This window comes from Phaeobacter sp. JH20_08 (assembly GCF_048056635.1).
Taxonomy (GTDB): domain Bacteria; phylum Pseudomonadota; class Alphaproteobacteria; order Rhodobacterales; family Rhodobacteraceae; genus Phaeobacter; species Phaeobacter bryozoorum.
This window is the reverse complement of record NZ_JAYMVV010000011.1, coordinates 411,986-431,226: the sequence shown is the minus strand read 5'-3', so window position 1 is coordinate 431,226 and position 19,241 is coordinate 411,986. Positions and strand designations below refer to the sequence as shown.

18 protein-coding genes are annotated in these 19,241 nt (G+C 62.9%); 11 read left to right on the top strand and 7 right to left on the bottom strand.

Annotated elements, in window-relative coordinates:
* The first annotated feature begins 136 nt into the window (after positions 1–136).
* Positions 137–799: a thiamine diphosphokinase gene (locus VWY75_RS12565; protein WP_416539091.1), complete on the top strand. Its 663-nt coding sequence runs from the start codon at positions 137–139 to the stop codon at positions 797–799.
* Positions 800–809: 10 nt separating this feature from the next.
* On the opposite strand, the gene VWY75_RS12560 is transcribed toward VWY75_RS12565, so the two are convergent.
* From VWY75_RS12560 to VWY75_RS12550, 3 genes are all read right to left on the bottom strand, one after another.
* A complete protein-coding gene (locus tag VWY75_RS12560; RefSeq protein ID WP_340546135.1) occupies positions 810–1,772 on the bottom strand; it encodes a DMT family transporter in 963 nt (320 codons plus the stop codon).
* Positions 1,773–1,881: 109 nt separating this feature from the next.
* Positions 1,882–3,255 (bottom strand): L-serine ammonia-lyase, encoded by a 1,374-nt coding sequence (locus VWY75_RS12555; protein WP_416535053.1) that lies wholly within the window; start codon positions 3,253–3,255, stop codon positions 1,882–1,884.
* Positions 3,255–3,986 carry a glutathione S-transferase family protein gene (locus tag VWY75_RS12550; RefSeq protein WP_416539090.1) on the bottom strand — a complete coding sequence of 244 codons (732 nt, stop codon included), beginning with the start codon at positions 3,984–3,986 and terminating at the stop codon, positions 3,255–3,257. Before VWY75_RS12550 ends, VWY75_RS12555 begins: the two co-directional genes overlap by 1 nt.
* 200 nt (positions 3,987–4,186) lie before the next feature.
* Here VWY75_RS12550 and VWY75_RS12545 point away from each other — a divergent pair, with 200 nt between their 5' ends.
* The 7 genes from VWY75_RS12545 to VWY75_RS12515 all read left to right on the top strand — a co-directional run bounded on the left by VWY75_RS12545 (position 4,187) and on the right by VWY75_RS12515 (position 11,576).
* The gene (locus tag VWY75_RS12545) at positions 4,187–4,579 is read left to right on the top strand and encodes a hypothetical protein (RefSeq protein ID WP_416539089.1); all 393 of its coding nucleotides are present in this window, start codon (positions 4,187–4,189) and stop codon (positions 4,577–4,579) included.
* Positions 4,580–4,755: 176 nt separating this feature from the next.
* Positions 4,756–5,544, top strand: a complete 789-nt coding sequence (gene rpiA / locus VWY75_RS12540) for a ribose-5-phosphate isomerase RpiA (protein WP_340546131.1) — start codon at positions 4,756–4,758, stop codon at positions 5,542–5,544.
* Positions 5,545–5,605: 61 nt separating this feature from the next.
* Complete coding sequence (locus tag VWY75_RS12535) at positions 5,606–6,172, top strand: hypothetical protein (protein WP_416539088.1); 567 nt, start codon at positions 5,606–5,608, stop codon at positions 6,170–6,172.
* A 165-nt stretch (positions 6,173–6,337) separates the two neighbouring features.
* The gene (gene gor / locus VWY75_RS12530; RefSeq protein WP_340546130.1) at positions 6,338–7,693 is read left to right on the top strand and encodes a glutathione-disulfide reductase; all 1,356 of its coding nucleotides are present in this window, start codon (positions 6,338–6,340) and stop codon (positions 7,691–7,693) included.
* Positions 7,694–7,761: 68 nt separating this feature from the next.
* Positions 7,762–8,916 (top strand): FtsH protease activity modulator HflK, encoded by a 1,155-nt coding sequence (gene hflK, locus VWY75_RS12525; protein ID WP_416539087.1) that lies wholly within the window; start codon positions 7,762–7,764, stop codon positions 8,914–8,916.
* Entirely contained in the window at positions 8,916–9,806 is an 891-nt protein-coding gene (gene hflC / locus VWY75_RS12520) for a protease modulator HflC (protein WP_340546129.1), read from the top strand. The genes hflK and hflC overlap by 1 nt, the downstream gene beginning before the upstream one ends.
* A gap of 255 nt (positions 9,807–10,061) precedes the next feature.
* Complete coding sequence (locus tag VWY75_RS12515) at positions 10,062–11,576, top strand: Do family serine endopeptidase (RefSeq protein ID WP_416539086.1); 1,515 nt, start codon at positions 10,062–10,064, stop codon at positions 11,574–11,576.
* A 617-nt stretch (positions 11,577–12,193) separates the two neighbouring features.
* Here the strand turns inward: VWY75_RS12515 and VWY75_RS12510 are convergent.
* Together VWY75_RS12510 and VWY75_RS12505 are read right to left on the bottom strand one after the other, a co-directional pair.
* The gene (locus VWY75_RS12510; RefSeq protein WP_340546127.1) at positions 12,194–12,946 is read right to left on the bottom strand and encodes a Crp/Fnr family transcriptional regulator; all 753 of its coding nucleotides are present in this window, start codon (positions 12,944–12,946) and stop codon (positions 12,194–12,196) included.
* Between the two features lie 39 nt (positions 12,947–12,985).
* A complete protein-coding gene (locus tag VWY75_RS12505; RefSeq protein ID WP_416539085.1) occupies positions 12,986–13,561 on the bottom strand; it encodes a peptidoglycan-binding domain-containing protein in 576 nt (191 codons plus the stop codon).
* Between the two features lie 333 nt (positions 13,562–13,894).
* Between VWY75_RS12505 and VWY75_RS12500 the strand changes: the two genes are divergently transcribed.
* The 3 genes from VWY75_RS12500 to VWY75_RS12490 all read left to right on the top strand — a co-directional run bounded on the left by VWY75_RS12500 (position 13,895) and on the right by VWY75_RS12490 (position 17,054).
* Positions 13,895–14,218, top strand: coding sequence for a 2Fe-2S iron-sulfur cluster-binding protein (locus tag VWY75_RS12500; RefSeq protein WP_340546125.1), 324 nt, complete (start codon positions 13,895–13,897; stop codon positions 14,216–14,218).
* Positions 14,218–15,087, top strand: coding sequence for an FG-GAP repeat domain-containing protein (locus tag VWY75_RS12495; protein WP_416539084.1), 870 nt, complete (start codon positions 14,218–14,220; stop codon positions 15,085–15,087). Before VWY75_RS12500 ends, VWY75_RS12495 begins: the two co-directional genes overlap by 1 nt.
* Before the next feature lie 191 nt (positions 15,088–15,278).
* Positions 15,279–17,054, top strand: a complete 1,776-nt coding sequence (locus tag VWY75_RS12490; RefSeq protein WP_416539083.1) for a DUF1217 domain-containing protein — start codon at positions 15,279–15,281, stop codon at positions 17,052–17,054.
* A gap of 286 nt (positions 17,055–17,340) precedes the next feature.
* Here the strand turns inward: VWY75_RS12490 and VWY75_RS12485 are convergent, their stop codons facing one another.
* Entirely contained in the window at positions 17,341–17,955 is a 615-nt protein-coding gene (locus VWY75_RS12485; RefSeq protein WP_416539173.1) for a LuxR C-terminal-related transcriptional regulator, read from the bottom strand.
* A gap of 221 nt (positions 17,956–18,176) precedes the next feature.
* Complete coding sequence (locus tag VWY75_RS12480; RefSeq protein ID WP_340546122.1) at positions 18,177–19,058, bottom strand: bestrophin family protein; 882 nt, start codon at positions 19,056–19,058, stop codon at positions 18,177–18,179.
* Positions 19,059–19,241: the final 183 nt, after the last annotated feature.

Here is a 19,241-nt window from a genome sequence, read left to right as displayed (position 1 = left end):
ATAGGTGTCCTCGCCAAAGTCAGTGCCGTCTACGTTGACCGCCCAGGGGGTCAAATTGCGCCCGAATCCGTGCAATTGATCGTATCATTTTGTGTCCACATTGTGGTCTGTTTCCTTTTCTGCGAGTAATCCCAGCATGAAAGAGCTGATTGTTGAACGGTTTGAGCCGGTAACCCTGGTCGGGGCGGGCGCGGTGGATCCCGGGGATCTGGAGGCGGCGCTGGCGCTGGCACCGGTGCTGGTGGCGGCGGATGGCGGCGCAGCCCATGCGCTGGCGGCGGGGTATCGGCCGGTCGCCGTCATTGGCGATCTGGATTCGCTGTCGGCGGATGTGCAGGCGCAGCTCGCCCCCGGCACGCTGCACCATGTGGCCGAGCAGACCACGACGGATTTCGACAAGGCGCTGCGCGCGATCTCTGCGCCGGTGGTGCTGGGGGTCGGGTTTCTGGGCGGGCGGATTGATCATCAGCTGGCCGGGTTCAATACGCTGATGCAGCCACATCCCAGCCCCTGCGTGCTGCTGGGGCCGCAGGAGGTGGTGTTTCATCTGCGCGGCGAGATCGCCCTGCCGCTGGTGGCGGGGGAGGTGGTCTCGCTGTTTCCGATGCAGCGGGTGAGCGGCTGGTCGGAGGGGCTGGAATGGCCCATCGAGGGCTTGCAGCTGGATCCGATGGCGCGGGTCGGGACCTCCAACCGGGCGACGGGGCCGGTGCGGATCCGGGCCGATGGGCCGGGGCTGCTGGTGATCCTGCCACGGGCGCGGCTGGGCGTGGTGGTGGGTGCGCTGGCTGCTGGCTGAGGCTCGCGGGTCAGACGGCCGGCTGTTCCGGCGCGATGGGCGGGTCGCGGGTGAGCAGCGCAGCCCGCTCGGCAGCACTCTTGCGGGATTGGATCTGACGCTCGCGCAGGATCACGAAGAGACCGGCCGCAACGGTGATCACAATCCCTAGGGCGGCAATGCCATTGGGCAGGTCGGCAAAGATCCACCAGCCAAACAGCGCGGCCACCGGAATCTCCAGATATTGCATCGAGGCGAGAGTCGCGGCAGGCGCGTAACGCAGGCTCCAGGTCATCAGCAGATGGGCGGCGGTGCCGAGGCTGCCGATGGCGGCCAGCAGCCCCCATTGTTCGGCGCTCGGCGTCACCAGCGACAGTGCGGGAATGTCCGTGACCTGTCCCAGCAGCAGCACCGGCAGCAGCATGACACAGGCCATGGTGCCGGAGACCGCCTGAAGGCCAACCGGATCGGTGTCCTTGGCGATCTGGCGGGTGACCAGCATGAACAGTGCAAAGACCACGGCAACCATCAGGGGCCAGAGCGCATGCAGGCCAACGGCGGCAAAGCTGGGCTGAATGACCAGAAGCGTGCCGCCAAAACCGACGATGCAGGCCAAGAGGCGCATCATGCCGACCTCTTCGCCAAGCACGTATTTGCCCAGAAGCAGCATGATGAAGGGCATCACAAAGGCGATGGCCACCGCATCCGCAAGCGGCAGGTATTTGAGGCCGGTGAACATCGCGCCGATGCCCGCGATATGCAGCAGCGTGCGCAGGAAGGTAAGCCAGAGCACGCGGCCCCGCATCCGCCACAGGCGCCCGGTGGCCCAGATCAGCGGCACCAGCAGCAGGACCTGCGCGGCAAAGCGGACAAACAGCAGCTGCCCCAAGGGGATATGAGCGCCCAGCAGTTTGGCCACCGCGTCACCCAAGGGGGCGACGATACAGAAGCCGAGCATGAGCAGGATGCCTAGTGAGGGGCGGTCATGAGTCATAACGCCACGCTAGGCGTGGTGGCGGGGGGATGCAAGTAGGGGTTGAACCCGGCTGCGAAACCCCTGCGTGGATCGGGCCGCAATGGGCCCGATCCTGTGGGATTATGGTTCAGCAGTTCGGCACGTTCACGGCGAGGCCGCCGAGGGAGGTCTCCTTGTATTTGTCGTGCATGTCGGCGCCGGTCTGGCGCATGGTTTCGATGCAGGCGTCCAGCGGCACGAAGTGCTGGCCGTCTCCGCGCAGGGCCAGCGACGCGGCGGAGACCGCCTTGATCGCCGCCAGACCGTTGCGCTCGATGCAGGGGACCTGGACCAGGCCTTTGACCGGATCGCAGGTCATGCCGAGGTGATGTTCCAGCGCGATCTCGGCGGCGTTTTCCACCTGTTCGGGCGTGCCGCCCATCACCGCACAGAGACCTGCGGCCGACATCGCGGCGGCGGAGCCGACCTCGGCCTGGCAGCCGGCCTCGGCGCCGGAAATGGACGCGTTGTATTTGACCAGCCCGGCAATGGCGGCGGCGGTCAGCAGGAAATCCTCAACATGGGATTCGGACGCGCCCGGTACGTGGTCGAGATAGTAGCGGATCACCGCCGGCAGGGTGCCTGCGGCGCCATTGGTGGGGGCGGTCACGACCTGACCGCCGGCGGCGTTTTCCTCGTTCACCGCCATCGCATAGACGCTCATCCAGTCATTGATGGTGTGCGGCGCGTTGATGTTCATGCCGCGTTCAGCCAGCAGCGCATCGTGAATGCCCTTGGCGCGGCGGCGCACCTTAAGGCCGCCGGGCAGGATGCCGTCGCGCTCCAGTCCGCGGTTGATACAGTCGTTCATCACCTGCCAGATGCGGGCGGTGCCTTTGGTAAGGCTCTCTTCGCAGCCGCGCGCGATTTCGTTGGCGCGTTTCATCTGGGCGATGGATTTGCCGCTGGCCTTGGCCATCTCCAGCATTTCGGCTGCGGATTTGAACGGGTAGGGGACCGGATCGCCTTCGTCGGTGGCCTTGCCTGCGGCCAGCTCTTCCTCGGTGAGGACAAAGCCGCCGCCAATGGAGTAGTAGACCTGTTTCAGGATCACGTCGCCCTGGGCATCGGTGGCCATCAGGATCATGCCGTTGGCGTGGCCCGGCAGGGCGTGATCATAATCGAAGATCATGTCGGCCTTGGGGTCGAAATGCAGCGCGCCCAGACCCTCGGGGTGCATTTTATGGGTCTTGTCCAGCTCCGCCAGAAAGGCCTCGGCCTTGGCGTCGTCATAGTCATGAGCGACAAAGCCGCCAAGCCCGAGGATGGTGGCGCGGTCGGTGGCATGGCCGACACCGGTGAAGGCAAGCGAGCCATGCAGCGAGGCGCGCAGCCCGTGAAAGTCGAAGGGCGAGGCGCGCATCAGGTCCAGAAACTTCGCGGCGGCCACCATCGGCCCCATCGTGTGAGAGGAGGACGGGCCAATGCCCACTTTGAACATGTCGAAGACGGAGAGAAACATTAGGTCGCTGATCCTTCTGGCGGCTGCGCGAGATGTGGCTGTGTAAACGGGGTCGGGCCAAGGCCTTCGGCCCTGGCGGCAGTAACTGTGCTGGCGCGGGTCTCAAGCCGGGAGAGCAGCCGGGCGAGGTCCGGGGTGTCGCTCAGCCGGAACCAGCTGCGGTCGCTGTTGCGCGGATAGAGCGCCATCCAGCGCATCATACAGGCCAGATAGAGCGCAAGTGCGCTGGGACCGGCGCGATCATCGCTGGCGGAGGGACCGATGAACAGGGTCGGCGCGGTTGCGCAGGCGGCGTCCAGATTGCGCAGATGCGCCGCGATGCGGACCTGTAGCATGGCCTGAAGCCGGCGCTGGTCGTCCGGCGCCGCACCGATGTATTTTTCAGGGTAGAACAACATGCGCAGATCGGCATGAAGCGTGTTGGAGGCATGAAACAGCCACTTCAGGAAGGCGGCGCGCTGCGGGCTGTCGGGGGCGGGCACCAGCGCCGTCTCGGGGTGTGTGTCGCCCAGCCACAGCAGGATGGCGGCGGTTTCAAAGATCGCACCGTCGGGGGTCTCCAGCACCGGGATCAGCCCGGTGGGGTTGAGCGCACGATAGGCAGCGCCATTCTGCGCACCGGCGCGGCGGTCGACCAGCGCGGTGTCATAGCTGAGGCCCATCTCTTCCAGCGCCAGCCGGATCACCAGCGAGGCGTTGTCGGGGGCGTAATGCAGGCGATACTTGTCCATCGTGGAACCATTCTAAGATCTCCGCCGCCATGGGTAACGCCCGTTTCCGACGTTTCCAATAGGAAACACGCAGTTTGCGCAGAAGCTGGCACAGGTGGCGGCGCGAATGATGCGCCGGACGGTTGAATTCCCGATATCCGTGATCCTACTGTGCGGCGCAATATGCGGAATTGGCTGCAAGGATAAACAGGTGAGAGCGGATGTCGCGCCCTTCTTTTGATGACCTGACAGAGGCCCAGAAACTGCGGTTCGGCAATGGGGTTGGCCCCTATTGGCTGCCGGATCGCCTGCGGGCGCTGATTACCGACACCGCAAGCTGGTTTTTCTGCGACGCCAGCTGGCGGCACCATGATTTCGGCTATGCGGTGGGCGGTGATCGCTGGGACCGGGCGCGCTGCGACTGGAAGTTCTTTGTCGCGATGCTGCATGACGCGGTGACACAGCGCTGGCCCCTGGCGCTGGTGACGGTGCCGACGGCCCTGCTGTTGAGTGTGCTGTTCTATCTGGCGGTACGGATCGGCGGGCAGTTCGGATCCTTCGACTACCGGGAGGATTACGCGACGCTTGCCGAGATCCTGAGCACATCGCGCTGACCTGCCACGATCGTCTGGCCAGATATCCTGCCGGGTATCATGCCCGTTTTTCTGCCCGTATTCTGGAACTGCATTTTATGACCGTGTTGCGAAAACGTGCGCGCGGGCGCTGGCCTCTCGCGCCGGGGGCGGATTAGGCTTATACCACCAGAAGATAGCTTCAGGGAGATGCTGCCATGACAGGAGAACTATCGCCTATCGACAAGGCCAAGTTCGTTGCCGCCAAACGGGCAGCGGAGATGGTCGAGGACGGGATGCGGGTTGGTCTCGGGACCGGGTCGACGGCGGCCTGGCTGGTGCGTTGTCTGGGTGAGATGGTGCAGACCGACGGGCTGCGGATCAAGGGTGTGCCGACCTCGCGCCGTACGGCGGAGCTGGCGCTGGAAGTGGGCATCGAGGTGGTCTCGCTGGATGAGGCGAAATGGCTGGATCTGACCATTGACGGCGCTGATGAGTTCGACCGCGATCTGAACTTGATCAAGGGGGGCGGCGGTGCGCTGTTGCAGGAAAAGATCGTCGCCACTGCTTCGGACCGGATGGTGGTGATCGCCGACAAGGCCAAGGAAGTCGAGACGCTCGGCGCCTTTCCCTTGCCGGTGGAGGTGATCCCCTTTGGCTGGCAGACCACGCAGGCGCTGCTGGAGGAGACACTGGTGGCGATGGACGTGATGGGCCGCAAGACAACGCTGCGGATGAACGGCGATGCGGCGCTGGTGACTGATGAGGGCAACCATATTCTGGATCTGCATCTCAACCGGATCGGCAATGTACGGCAGATGGCGCTGGTGCTGAACCAGATCCCCGGCGTGGTCGAGAACGGGCTGTTCGTCGATATCTGTGACACCGTGGTGGTCGGCTATGGCGATGGCAGGGTCGAGGTGCGCGACATAAATGAGGGCACGGTGGAAATCGACCGGCTGGATTTTGTCGAGACCGAGAATCTGTTCACGGATCTGATGGATTGAGGTGCAACGGATAGGGCCAGACGGCTGGGCTTTTGTCGGCCACCGCGATATCTGGAACCATATGACGACCACCGACATGCAAACCACATCTAACATATCGGCTGCCGATCCTGAGACGTGGGACCGGCCGGTTTCCCTGTCGGTGAGGCTGCGTGTCCCGGCAACACCGTTCCTTGTGTTCTCGCTTGCACTGCTCATCGCTTCGGTGTCGCAGAAAAACAATTGGTGGGTGCTGGATCAGCCCGATTTCGAGGTCCCTTACCTAGCGCCGTTGACCTATCTGTATTTGCTGACGCTTTTGTGCTTTCTGTGGGATGGGATCCCTCTCAGCTGGGCAGAGGTCTCTGCAAAGGGAATTACGACACGCACAGGCCTCTGCTCATCCTCTGCTAGGATCCCTTGGTCGAGAGTTGTCGCTGTTCAGGAAAAGCCATCGGATCTGCGTCTCGTGCCCTTTCGGCGATACCGGTATGCGTCGATTCTCGTGCGCGCTGAAGACGGCTCATTGACCAAACTTCGATGCCCATTGGAAAACGCTGATACAATTGAAACACGGCGGTTTCAGGCTGCGTTCGCCTCGTACTGGCCGGATTGGTCCTCGTCTTGCGGCAAGGCGGTTGTAGATTAGACTGCTTTGTCACAAGCGTCTCGGTCTCTTCACGCGCTTTTCACGGTTTCGCGACTAAACCGCCCTTGGGCATAACAATCAGGGCGCAGTGTCCCCACCTGCGAGACTGGCAATTACCTCTGCGCTATGGGATACCTCGCGCAAGATATGAGAAGGGCGACTTAAATGAGCTTTGATTACGATCTCTTTGTTATCGGCGGCGGCTCCGGTGGGGTGCGTGCGGCGCGGGTGGCTGCGCAGCAGGGCGTGAAGGTGGCGCTGGCCGAGGAAGACCGTTACGGCGGCACCTGTGTGATCCGGGGCTGTGTGCCGAAGAAGCTGATGGTGTTTGCCAGCGAATACGCAGGGATGGTCGAGGACGCGCAGGCCTATGGCTGGGATCTGTCGCCCGGCAGCTTTGACTGGGATCGGTTCAAGACCAAACTGCACGCCGAGCTGGACCGGCTGGAAGGGATCTATCGGAACATCCTGAAGAACAACGAGGTCGAGACCTTTGATCAGCGTGCCAAACTGGCGGATGCCCATACGGTCGAACTGGCCGATGGCACCCGCAAGACGGCAAAACACATCCTGATTGCCACCGGTGGCTGGCCGATCACGCCGGAGTTCCCCGGCTCGGAGCTGGCGATCACCTCGAATGAGATCTTCCATCTGGAGAAACTGCCCGAAACCATGCTGATTGTCGGCGGTGGCTATATCGCCTGCGAATTCGCCGGCATCATGAACGGGCTGGGGGTCAAGACCACGCAGTATTATCGCGGTGCGCAGATCCTGCGCGGCTTTGATGATGAGGCACGCGGGCTGATCTCCGAAGAGATGTGCCAGTCCGGTATTGATCTGCATCTGGGCACCAATGTGCTGGAGATGCGCAAAGAGGGCGACAAGATCTGGGTGAAAGCGACCAATGGCGATGAGAACCTGTTCGATCAGGTGATGTTCGCCACCGGACGCAGCCCCAATGCCGACAACCTCGGCCTGGAGGATCTGGGCGTTGCCCGTGATCGCGCGGGCGCCATCGTGGTTGACCAGTACAGCCAGACTGGCGTGCCCTCGATCTATGCGGTGGGGGATGTGACCAACCGGGTGAACCTGACACCGGTCGCCATCCGCGAGGGCATGGCCTTTGTCGAGACGGTGTTCAACGGCAATCCGACCAGCCCGGACCATGACCTTATTCCGACGGCGATCTTCACCCAGCCGGAAATGGGCACCGTGGGGCTGAGCGAGGAAGCGGCGGCAGAGCAGGAGGAGATCGAGGTCTATGCGACCTCCTTCAAGCCGATGCAGCAGGCCTTTGCCGGGCGGGCGCAGCGGGTGCTGATGAAGCTGATCGTCTCCAAGGCCACGCGCAAGGTGCTGGGATGTCATATTGTCGCCCCCGGCGCGGGTGAAATGATCCAGCTGGCTGGCATCGCCGTAAAAATGGGCGCAACAAAAGAAGACTTTGATCGCACCGTGGCGGTGCATCCGACGATGTCGGAAGAGCTGGTCACGATGAAGACACCGGTGCGGACGGCTTGATTTTTCAGGCAGAACACACAGGTAGAACACCAAGCCGCGATGGGCGGCAAGATAGGGATTGGACACATATGGCGGGCAATAATGGTGGCCCCTGGGGGGGCGGCGGCTCTTCTGGCGGCTCAGGCAACAGAGGCAACAACCAGAGCGGTGACGACAACCGGGGCGGCGGACGTCGTCCTGATGAAGGTCAGATCCCCGAGATCGACGAGCTGGTCAAGAAAGGCCAGGAGCAGCTGCGCGTTCTGATGGGCGGTCGCGGTGGTGGCACCGGCGGCGGCGGTCGCGGTGGTGCTGGCGGCGGCGGTGGCCCGCAGCTGACCAAGGGCACCCTTGCGCTGGGCGCGCTGGCTGCGGTTGGCTTCTGGGCTTTTGCCAGCTTTTACACGGTGAAGCCGGAAGAACAGTCGGTTGAGCTGTTCCTTGGGGAGTATTCCGCAACCGGGCAGCCGGGCCTGAACTTCGCGCCCTGGCCGCTGGTGACCAAGGAAATCCTGCCGGTGACCCGTGAGCAGACCGAAGACATCGGCGTCGGTGGCGGTATCAGCTCCGATGCAGGGCTGATGCTGACCGGCGACGAGAACATCGTCGATATCGACTTTCAGGTGGTCTGGAACATCAATGATCCGGCGAAATACCTGTTCAACCTGCGCGATGCCCGCACCACGATCCGCGCGGTGTCGGAATCGGCAATGCGCGAGATTATCGCCCAGTCCGAGCTGGCGCCGATCCTGAACCGGGACCGGGGCGCGATTGCCTCGCGTTTGCAGGACCTGATCCAGTTCACGCTGGATGACTATGACAGTGGGATCAACATCATCCGGGTGAACTTTGACAAGGCCGACCCGCCCGCATCGGTGATCGCGGCGTTCCGGGATGTTCAGGCGGCTGAACAGGAACGTGACCGGCGCCAGAACGAAGCGGATGCCTATGCCAACAACGCACTGGCCGAGGCCCGTGGTCAGGCGGCGGAACTGCTGGAGAAAGCCGAAGGGTACCGTGCACGTGTCGTGAACGAAGCCCAGGGTGAAGCCAGCCGTTTCTCTGCGGTTCTGACCGAATATGAAAAGGCCCCGGACGTGACCCGCAAGCGTCTTTATATCGAGACCATGGAGAAGGTGCTGAGCCGCGTCGACAAGATCATCCTGGATGAGCAAACCGGCGAAGGACAGGGCGTGGTGCCATATCTGCCGCTTAATGAACTGCGCCGTGGAGGAAGCAACTGATGCGTAAATCAACTCTCTTGCTGCCCGCGCTGGTGATCGTGGCGATCACGGCACTGTCGTCGGTGTTCATCGTCGACGAGCGCGAAAAGGCGTTGGTTCTGCAGTTTGGCCGGGTTGTCTCGGTCAAGGAAGAGCCGGGGCTGGCGTTTAAGATCCCGCTGATCCAGGAAGTGGTGCGTTATGACGACCGCATTCTGAGCCGGGATATCGACCCGCTGGAAATCACCCCGTCGGATGACCGCCGTCTGGTGGTAGATGCCTTTGCCCGCTATCGGATCACCGATGTGAACCGGTTCCGTCAGGCGGTGGGTGCCGGTGGTATCGCAACGGCTGAAAACAGGCTGGACTCGATCCTGCGGGCGCAAACCCGTGAGATCCTCGGCTCTGTCAGCTCAAACGATATCCTGTCCTCGGACCGGGCGGCGCTGATGCTGCGGATCCGCAACGGGGCTATCAGCGATGCCCGTTCATTGGGGATCACCATCATCGACGTGCGGCTGAAGCGGACCGACCTGCCCACCGAAAACCTCGACGCGACCTTTGAGCGGATGCGGGCGGAGCGTGTGCGCGAAGCGACCGATGAGCGTGCCCGTGGTAACGAGGCCGCCCAGCGGATCCGGGCGCAGGCTGACCGGACCGTGGTTGAGCTGGTCTCAGATGCGCAGCGCGAAGCGGAGATCATCCGCGGTGAAGCGGACGCCGAACGCAACGCGATCTTTGCGCAGGCTTATGGCGCGGACCCGGAGTTCTTTGAATTCTACCGTTCGCTCAATGCCTATGCGACCTCGTTGCAGGCCGGGAACTCCACCATGGTGCTGTCGCCGAACAATGAGTTTTTCAACTATCTGAAATCCTCAAGCGGCAAACCGGCAGCGGCTGCGCAGCAATGATCGGCCCGCAGAAGCTTTGCGTGGATTGACGAGACATCAGACAGGGGCTGGCCGTGAGGCTGGCCCCTTTTCTGTAAAAGCTTCCCCGGCGGCAGCTCACCGGGTTTCACTTCGAATTGAATACGTGCAACATTCGTTGTGACGGTTCTTGGAAAGACTACATTAACGCCCATGACCCGCAGCGGATCCAGAGGCGCCCACCCGCCCAGGCCCGCCGCTGGATATGGAATATGGCGACAACTAAGGAGTAGTTTCGTGCAGCCACAGGCAAAGAACAACACAATCAGCGGCGCCCGCGCCCTTGCCCGCGCCCCCGCGCGGCAGGCGACGCAGTGGCGCCTGCTCTGGCTGGCCATGATCAGCACCCTGATGGTGCTGGCGCAGGTGGCCATCGCCCAGGCCCGGCCTGAAAGCCTGGCCCCGCTGGCCGACAAGGTGAGCCGGGCGGTGGTGAATATCACCACGACAACTGTTGTTGAGGGACGCACCGGTCCGCAGGGCATCGTGCCCGAGGGCTCACCTTTTGAGGATTTCTTTCGGGAGTTCCAGGACCGCAACGGCGATCAGGGCGACCGTCCGCGCCGCTCTTCGGCGCTGGGATCGGGGTTTGTGATTTCTGAAGATGGCTATATCGTCACCAACAACCACGTGATCGAAGAAGCCGATGAGATCGAGATCGAATTCTTCCCCGGTGAAGGCCAGCCGTCGCAGCCGCTGCCCGCAAAGGTGGTCGGCACTGACCCCAACACCGATATCGCGCTGTTGAAGGTCGATGCGCCGATGCCGCTGACCTTTGTCAAATTTGGCGACAGTGATCTGGCCCGCGTTGGCGACTGGGTTGTCGCGATGGGCAACCCGCTGGGGCAGGGCTTCTCGCTGTCTGCCGGGATCGTGTCGGCGCGCAACCGCGAGCTGTCGGGTTCTTATGACGACTACATCCAGACCGATGCGGCGATCAACCGGGGCAACTCCGGCGGACCGCTGTTCAACATGGATGGTCAGGTCGTCGGTGTGAACACGGCGATCCTGTCGCCCAATGGCGGCTCGATCGGGATCGGTTTCTCGATGGCTTCCAATGTGGTCAGCAAGGTGGTGAACCAGCTGAAAGAGTTCGGCGAAACCCGCCGCGGCTGGCTGGGCGTCCGCATTCAGGATGTGACCACTGATGTGGCCGAGGCAATGGGGCTGGACAGTGCCAAGGGCGCGCTGGTGACTGATGTGCCTGAAGGCCCGGCGAAAGAGGCCGGCCTGTTGGCGGGTGATGTCATCCTGTCCTTTGACGGGGTCGATGTGAAGGACACCCGCGGTCTGGTGCGTCAGGTCGGCAATACCGAAGTCGGCAAAGCTGTGCGGGTGCGGGTGTTCCGCGAAGGCAAGACCGAAACCCTGCGGGTGACCCTTGGCCGTCGCGAAGATGCGCAGCGCCAGAGCACGCCTGCCGCTGGTGATGACAGCGCGCCGGATACGGCGGAGAAACAGCTGCTGGGTCTGACCGTCAGCCGTCTGAGCGATGAGCAGCGCAGCGAGCTGAACGTGCCCGATGGCATGGATGGTCTGGTGATCACCTCGGTGGATGAAAGTTCGGAAGCCTGGGAAAAAGGTATGCGTGCCGGCGATCTGATCACCGAGGCGGGCCAGCAGAAACTGACCTCGATCAGTGAGCTGGAAGCGCGTATCGACGAAGCCAAGGAAGCCGGTCGCAAGTCGCTGCTCTTGCTGGTGCGCCGTGCCGGTGAGCCGCGGTTCGTGGCGCTGAACCTGTCGGAGTGATCCGTCAAGGGCCGCCCGTCGGTGGGCGGCCCGATCTGTCCGGTCACCTGCCACAGACAGGCCGCAGACAGGCGCCTGACGTGCGCGTAAGGCAGATACCATAACAAGCAGATACAATAACAAAAGGGCCGGGCAGGGATGCTCGGCCCTTTTGCGTGGATCATCACAGGGTGGCGAAATTGCCCCCGGCCCACAGGTCCGGCGTGTCACGGACTCACGCCGACGGGAGGCGTCTGCACATGGGTCCAATGACCCCAGGCACCCCCCAGGCACCTTCTGTTCGATCCAACAAGCTGTTCGTAGATATCCGCCGCCCCAGATGGCGCATTGGTCCCCGGTTGCGCCCGGCGGATGTCCCTGGGTCCCGTCGAGCCATGTGCCGTGACACATGGCTCTTGATGGGACAGGATGCCGTTGGGATGGAACGGATAACGGCATCCTGTCATGACCATGCCCTGCCCGGAGCGGTCTGGTCTGTAACCCAGTTCACAATGGATTAAGATTTGTCCGATTGCCGATCCCTCGCGCGGCGTGCTCCCCGGCTGGCGAGGGCAGTCTTTGGGAAAAGGTGCGGCGGGAGGATCCGGGGCCTGCGGAGATCCGAGCCTGCGGCTTTGTCAGCCGATGTCGGGGTCCGACAGCAGCCGCAGCGCAGCCCGGTCGCGGATGGTAAGACCGCCACGGCTGATGTCGATCACATCGCTGCGTTTCCACTGCGACAGGGTTTTGGACACCGCCTCGCGGGTGGCGCCGACAAATTCAGCCAGCTCGCTCTGCGACAGCGACAACCGCCCGTCGCCGCCTTCGGTGGTGAGATACAGCAGTTTGCGCGCCAGCCGCACCGGCATCGGCAGAAACACCTGTTCGCTGTATTGCGTGTTCATCCAGCGCATCCGCTGACCGGCGAGGCGCAGCAGATCTCCGGCGAGCGAGGGATGGTGTTGCAGCTTGGCGAGCACGTCGCCGCTGCGCAGTCGGCGCAGGCGGCTGGGCTCCAGCGCGGTTGCGGTCGCGGTGCGGGGGCCGGGGTCAAACAGGGCGATCTCGCCGAAGACGGCACCGGGGCGCATGATGTCCAGCGACAGTTTGCGCCCGGCAGAGGACAGGGTGGAGAATTCAATCGCGCCACTGACGATGGCATAGAGCGCGTCGCCCTCATCCCCCTGTTCAAACAGTTCTTCGCCAGCCTGCAGGAGGACTTCACTGGCCTGGCTGTCAAGCATTTCCAGCAACCGGTCGGAGGCACCAGAGAGGAACCCGCGGTCGGGCAACAGCCATTTGCGGCGGGCCGAGGAGGCCGCGCGACCGGTGCTGTTGCCGGAGGAGCTGCCCGAACTGTGCAGGGCACCGGTGGCTGGCGATGGGCTCATATCAGACCTTCGGTGCTAGGGGACGGGGCGGGGCGGGGATCAGTTCTCAACGGCTACCAACCCCAGTCTGCGGGCGCTGACCAGTGACAGCTGGTCATTGTCAAACCCGTCGCGTTCCTGAAATTTGCGCACGGCGGCGCGGGTGTCTCGATCCAGGATGCCGGTGATCTGGCCTTGGTAGAGGCCACGCACCGCCAGGGCGCGCTGGACCGAGCCGACGAATTGCGGTGTCATATCCACCGGGCAGGGGGTTTCAAACCAGCTTTCGCGGCGCGGGCGCACGATGTCCTGTCGGGTCTCGCGGCGAAACCGCGCCGGTTCCAGCACCTGCCCGTCGGCGGCGGTTCTGGCCGGTCGGGTCATCACCTGAACGGTGACGGTTTCGATCACGGCGGGTGTGGTATGGGTGCCCCAGCAGCTGCCGGGGGCAGCGCCGGGCGGGGCGGCGGGAGCATTGCGCGACACCTGCAGGCTGCTGCCACCGGTCTGTGGCGCGGTACAGGCCGCAAGCAGCATCACCAGCCCCGCCGTGGCCGGCAGGACTGTGCCTCGGCAGATATGCCGCAAAAAGGCCTGCCCCAGCCAGGGCCCGTGCGGGCGCAAGAGGTCAGACATGAACAAAGTCCCCGTGTCGAAACACCTGTGTCGAAATACCGGCAGCCGTGATGCCGGGATGGCCCCGCGTCGGAGCGCATCCGGGGCTAGGCTACCGCAGTTCGCGCCCCAGCGCAAAGCCCCGTTATCGCCGGGCCTGTTGGTGTGCTATGCTCTGATGGCTCAGCTGAGGCGCGTGACCGGCCACCAACCCAAAGGGGGAGGACGCAGGGAGGGCGGGGGCCTGGTGCAACGCGGTGCAGGAGTTTTGCCCCGCGGGTGGTTTCTGACTGGCGCGGTGGCCAGCGGTTGGCTACAACCTCGGACGCAACGCGAAAAAGGATGCAGCTGACGATGGCAAAGATCACTTATGTCGAACACAATGGTGCCGAACATGTTGTGGATGTGGCCAATGGCCTGACCGTGATGGAAGGGGCGCGCGACAACAATATTCCCGGGATCGAAGCGGATTGCGGCGGCGCCTGCGCCTGTTCGACCTGCCATGTCTATGTCGATGCCGCCTGGGTTGAGAAGCTCCCCGCCAAGGACGACATGGAAGAGGATATGCTGGATTTCGCCTATGAGCCGGATCCCGCGCGCTCGCGTCTGACCTGCCAGATCAAGGTGACGGATGATCTGAACGGTCTCGTGGTGCATATGCCCGAAAAACAGATCTGATGCGGCTGGGGCCGCAGGCGCGGCGTCATCTGTGGCGCGTCTGGCCCCTGTCTCGACGCCGCGCAGGTCAGGCGCTGCGCCCGTGGCGGGCGGGGTCCTGGGCGGGCCCTGCCATTCCTGGCGCATTGGCGCGGGCGATCTGTGCAGGCGGGCTGCTGTCCGCAATGGTTTCGGCTGCGGCGGCGCAGGATCCGCTCCGGCTGACGAGTGCTGAATTCGCCGCACCCACCGCGCATTATCCGCATGGGGTGCTGGGCGATCACATCGAGTATTCGGCCCTGGTGGCGCAGGACAGCCGGGGCACCCGCCATCGTGTGGCCCTGCCTGTCGCTGGCGCGGTCTTCGAGGACCTGGCGCCACGGCTCTGGGATGTGACGGGCGATGCGCTGCCGGAGGTGGTGGTGGTCGAAAGCGATCCGGGCAGGGGCGCGCAGCTGGCGATCTATGGTCTGCATGACGGGGCGCTGCGCAAGATGGCAGCGACGCCGCATATCGGCACGAGATTTCGCTGGCTGGCCCCGATCGCGGCGGCTGATCTGGATGGCGACGGCCATATCGAGATCGCCTATATCGACCGTCCTCATCTGGCGAAAACCCTACGGATCTGGCGCTATCGCGACGGTGCGCTGCATCAGGTCGCACAGCGGTCTGGGCTGACGAACCATCGCATCGGGGAGGGTTTCATCACCTCGGGGCTGCGGGACTGCGGCGATGGCCCGCAGCTGCTGACTGTGGACGCCGGGTGGAGCCGGATCATGGTCAGCACCCTTGTGGCTGGTCGCGTGATCAGCCGGGAAATTGGTGCATATTCGCCTGCGACGGGTCTGGCGGCGGCGCTGCGGTGCGAGGGGCCGGTTCAGGCCGACTGAGCGGGCAGGCGGCAGATGCTCGGCGCCGCTTCGGTAAAGTTGGGTTTATTTTCTTGCCGGCTGTTGCCGCAGTGCGCCCCTGCGTTGCAGATTTGTTCACCACTTTGCGCGTATTCTCTTGATCAAGACACCCCCCGGATTGCGCTGTCGCAGCCGGTGGCGGAACCCGTTTGCAAGCAGGAGACAGGCGCGTGACCTTTTCACCCTATGTGCTGGGAACCGGTATCGCCGGATGGAATTTTCTGGACCGAACCCGCGCCCAGCAGCAGGAGATTTTTGAAAAATCGCCGATCATTGATCGCGCGGTGCAGGACTTCACGCGGAAAATCGACAATATCCAGACTGCCGATCAGCTGCTCGGCGACTATAATGTGCTGAAGGTTGCCCTGGGCGCCTTTGGTCTGGAAGAGGACATCAACAACCGCGCCTTCATCAAGAAGGTGCTGGAATCAGATCTGTCTGAGCCCACCTCTTTTGCCAACCGGCTGAACGACAGCCGCTATCTTGGTCTTGCGCAGACCTTTGGCTTTGGCAGTGAGAGCGGCCCGCAGCTGCCGAGCACAAGCATAGAAAAACCCTATGTGACTGTCGCCAGCCCGGAGGATCTACTGTCGAACCAGACCCTGCTCAATCAGGCTCTGGATGACTTTGGCCTGAAGAAATACGCCGGTAACGAGTTCTTTCTGATGCGGGTCCTGGAATCCGATATCACCGATCCGAATTCTTTTGTGAACCGGCTGAGCGATACGAAACTGGCGGATTTTGCCAAGGCGTTCGAATTCAACCGGCCGCCGGATTACAGCACCAGCATGGAGGCGCTGGTGGGCGAATTCCTCGCCGTGAACGATGGCAATGGTCCGGCCAATGCGGATGAGCTGCTGGCCAATGAGGATCTGCTGAAGGCAGTCGTGGACAGTTTCGATCTGGAATATACCAACTCGATCTTCCTCAAGCGGATGCTGGAATCAAACCCCTATGATCCGGAATCGCCCGTCAACCAGCAGGAGGATCCGCGCTATCTGGCGATGTCGCGCGCCTTTGGTTTCGGGATCCCCGATATTAACAGTTTCACCAGCCCCGACGAGCTGCTGTCTCAGCCTGAACTGCTCGCGGATGCGCTGGAGCAGTTCTACCTGAGCAACCCAGGCGAGGATTATCTGCGTGATGTGCTGGAGTCCGATCTCTCGGACCCAAGCTCTTTTGTGAATCAGCCCGGAAATCTTGCGTTCCATAATTTTGCCGAGGCGTTTCAGAACGAATGGCCCACCGCGCCAAGCCGGATGAAGGTGCTGGCCGATGAGGTCGACGGCAAATTGGCGGGCTATGAGCTGCCACGGCGGTTCGTATTTGATTTCGATGCCTTTGAGGCGGGGCTGGATGTGTTCAACATCAGCGAGCGGGAACTTGATTTTGACGTGATGATCAGGGCTTTTGAATCGGATCTGTCCTCCGAAATTTCTTATGCAAACCTGCACCGGGATCCGAATCTGAAGGCCATGGCGCATGCCTTTGCTTTTAACCCCGGTACCAATGACCGCACCTATCCCGCTGGTTTCGCTGAGGAGATCGCGGGTCTATACAATGATCGGAATTTTGAGGCCGCCATCGGGGAGAGTGACCCGAACATGCGCCTTGCCCTTGCCTTGGAGCGCGAGCTGCAAGCGATCGCGGATGCCGGTGGCAGTGAAGATGCCCATTGGTTCGGCATCATCGGCTCACCGCCGCTGAAAGCGGTGTTTGAGACGGCATTGGGCCTGCCATCCAGCTTTGGCCAGCTGAACGTGGATCGCCAGGTCGATGAAATGAAAGAACGTGCGCAGTCGTCTTTTGGCACCAGCCATCCGGCGGATCTTCTGAAGCCTGACAAGCTGGACGAGTTCAGAAACCGCTTCCTGCTGCTGAGCGGGCTGAACAGTGATCTGGCGTCGAGCGGCTTCAGCGATCCCGTCTTCACGCTGTTCCGATAGCGCGCGGGCAGTGCGACAAAGGTGCCGGGCCAGCGTCGGCCCCTGCGGTCACCCTTCGTGACATTGGCGCCTTACCCGGTACGATCGGGGACGCGGGCTGATCTGATCGGCCCCGCCTGCGGAATTTGTGCCGACGCTCGGCCCCGTGATCGACTTCGGCGGCATGAGGCGCGATCTTTGCCGGAACCGGAACCGGGGAGGGCTATGGTGGAGCAACCCGCGCCCAGCCCGTGACAGCGGTTGGATCTTGCGGGCCCCGGTGCGATTGCGAGCGCATTTCACGCCGTCACGGGCTGGGCGTGCCCACAACATGGGCGCCGTCGATGTCACCCAGAGAGGAGAAAAGCGCGGCGGTATTGCTGACGCCGACCTTCTTCAACAGCCGGGCGCGATGAACCTCGACCGTACGGTAGCTCAGCTCCAGACTTCGGGCGATTTCCTTGCTGGTCTTGCCTTCGCACAGCAGCGAATAGACCTCGCGTTCGCGCCGGGTCAGGGGTTGATAGGGCCGGGATCGGGACAGATCGGCAAAGCTCCAGACCGCGCGTGCCAGCGGCTCTTGCGGTGTGAAGCTATGGCCACGGACCCGGACCCAGAACAGGCTGCCGTCCTTGCGCCGCATCACCCGTTCGTCCCAATAGGGCGCGCCGGCTCCCAATGTGTCATTTCCCCGGTTGCGCAGGTTGAGAAATTCTTCCTGCGATGGGTAGAGAAAGGCAAAGAGCTGATCGAGCAGGTCCAGCCGGGTGTAGCCGAACATCTCGCAGAACCGCCGGTTGCAGTCGCGCAGGACCCGGTTTTCGGTGACAACGATCCCCACCGGCAGGAAATCATAGGCGAGCTGCATCAGGTCACGGGTGGCAAAGAGCTGGTCGAGCGTCTCGGCGCCGGGATCGCCCATGGGCGCTGTGCCGACGTCGAGGCCGGGGCGGGGCTGCTGGCTATTGGCCGTCATCTGGTCCTGCTGTTCCTGCATATGTCCTGCCTGTCGCGGCGACCGCAGCTCCGCGGCAGGGCTGAGCCTTCGGGAGTGGGTGCGGTCGCTGTTACAAGGATCTTAGCGGAGTGAAGGCAGCGTGAAAACAGGTGCTTGCCAGCCGGCATGCTGATCCTGTCGGGGTGTCAGGAGAGGTAATAGTCGATCGGTTGCAGCGGTGGCGGTACCTCCTCGCCCAGCTTTGGGGCCAGGCTGCGTTCAACGGTCCGGCAGATGGCATCCAGCGGCAGGCCGTTCACCGTTTCGCCAAAGGGGTGAGACAGCTCCTCGGTCACCTCTGCAAGGCCGAAGAAGACATAGGCGACAATGCCGACGAAAATCGGCGTCAGCCAGCCCGCGCTGTCGATCAGCGCAAAGGGCAGCAGCAGGCAATAGAGGTAGGTCGTGCGAAACACCAGCAGCGAATAAACATAGGGCAGCGGCGTGGTGGCAATGCGTTCGCAGCCCGCCTGAGCCAGCGCCATGCTGGCGGTGCGTTCGGCCAGCGCCTTGCGGGCAAACCCATCGTCGGCGGCTGTGGCCAGCGTCGCGGCAAGGGCATCGAGCGCTGCGCAGGGCGGATGTGGCGCGGTGGTGAAATCGTCGCCTGCCCAGCGGGTTGCGGCGCTGGTGTCGCGTTCTTTGCGCAGGTTGATGCGGTGCAGATGCAAAAACGCAAGGGCCAGCCGCAGGATCCGGCGTCGGCTCTGCGGGTCGGCAACAAACAGGTCCACCTCACGGCTGAGGCTGCGCAGGTCCGCGACCAGCTGTCCCCAGAGCTTGCGACCTTCCCACCAGCGGTCATAGGCGGCATTGTTGCGAAACCCCAGAAACAGCGAGAGCGCGATGCCAAAGACCGCAAACGGCGCGGCATTGGTATGGGGCAGGCGGGTGATATCGGCGTCAATCCACAGCACCAGCGCCGACAGGGCGGAGAGGCCGAGGATACGGGGCAATATGCGGGGCAGGACAGAGCCGCGCAGCGCAAACAGCAGCTGCATCAGGCCGGGTTTGTCGCGTAGGATCATCGAAAGTGAACTCCGCTTCGCTCAAAGGCGGGACTAGGGCAATTGCGCAGCTGCTGACGGGGATCCGAGACCGGGAACTGAGAGTGCCGGTCCCGAAAGGGGAGGCTCGCCTTGGCGCGCCTGCAACCTAGGGCCCGCCCCACCGCTGCACGTGGCCGAAAACGTCAGACTGGGGGGATTTTG

What these genes read in the sequence shown, in the direction of transcription:
- VWY75_RS12555 (WP_416535053.1), bottom strand. Translation starts at nt 3,255, where the DNA reads ATGTTTCTCTCCGTCTTCGACATGTTCAAAGTGGGCATTGGCCCGTCC.
- hflC (WP_340546129.1), top strand. Translation starts at nt 8,916, where the DNA reads ATGCGTAAATCAACTCTCTTGCTGCCCGCGCTGGTGATCGTGGCGATC.
- VWY75_RS12550 (WP_416539090.1), bottom strand. Translation starts at nt 3,986, where the DNA reads ATGGACAAGTATCGCCTGCATTACGCCCCCGACAACGCCTCGCTGGTG.
- VWY75_RS12505 (WP_416539085.1), bottom strand. Translation starts at nt 13,561, where the DNA reads ATGTCTGACCTCTTGCGCCCGCACGGGCCCTGGCTGGGGCAGGCCTTT.
- VWY75_RS12500 (WP_340546125.1), top strand. Translation starts at nt 13,895, where the DNA reads ATGGCAAAGATCACTTATGTCGAACACAATGGTGCCGAACATGTTGTG.
- VWY75_RS12565 (WP_416539091.1), top strand. Translation starts at nt 137, where the DNA reads ATGAAAGAGCTGATTGTTGAACGGTTTGAGCCGGTAACCCTGGTCGGG.
- VWY75_RS12510 (WP_340546127.1), bottom strand. Translation starts at nt 12,946, where the DNA reads ATGAGCCCATCGCCAGCCACCGGTGCCCTGCACAGTTCGGGCAGCTCC.
- rpiA (WP_340546131.1), top strand. Translation starts at nt 4,756, where the DNA reads ATGACAGGAGAACTATCGCCTATCGACAAGGCCAAGTTCGTTGCCGCC.
- VWY75_RS12495 (WP_416539084.1), top strand. Translation starts at nt 14,218, where the DNA reads ATGCGGCTGGGGCCGCAGGCGCGGCGTCATCTGTGGCGCGTCTGGCCC.
- VWY75_RS12560 (WP_340546135.1), bottom strand. Translation starts at nt 1,772, where the DNA reads ATGACTCATGACCGCCCCTCACTAGGCATCCTGCTCATGCTCGGCTTC.
- gor (WP_340546130.1), top strand. Translation starts at nt 6,338, where the DNA reads ATGAGCTTTGATTACGATCTCTTTGTTATCGGCGGCGGCTCCGGTGGG.
- VWY75_RS12480 (WP_340546122.1), bottom strand. Translation starts at nt 19,058, where the DNA reads ATGATCCTACGCGACAAACCCGGCCTGATGCAGCTGCTGTTTGCGCTG.
- VWY75_RS12535 (WP_416539088.1), top strand. Translation starts at nt 5,606, where the DNA reads ATGACGACCACCGACATGCAAACCACATCTAACATATCGGCTGCCGAT.
- VWY75_RS12545 (WP_416539089.1), top strand. Translation starts at nt 4,187, where the DNA reads ATGTCGCGCCCTTCTTTTGATGACCTGACAGAGGCCCAGAAACTGCGG.
- VWY75_RS12485 (WP_416539173.1), bottom strand. Translation starts at nt 17,955, where the DNA reads ATGGGCGATCCCGGCGCCGAGACGCTCGACCAGCTCTTTGCCACCCGT.
- hflK (WP_416539087.1), top strand. Translation starts at nt 7,762, where the DNA reads ATGGCGGGCAATAATGGTGGCCCCTGGGGGGGCGGCGGCTCTTCTGGC.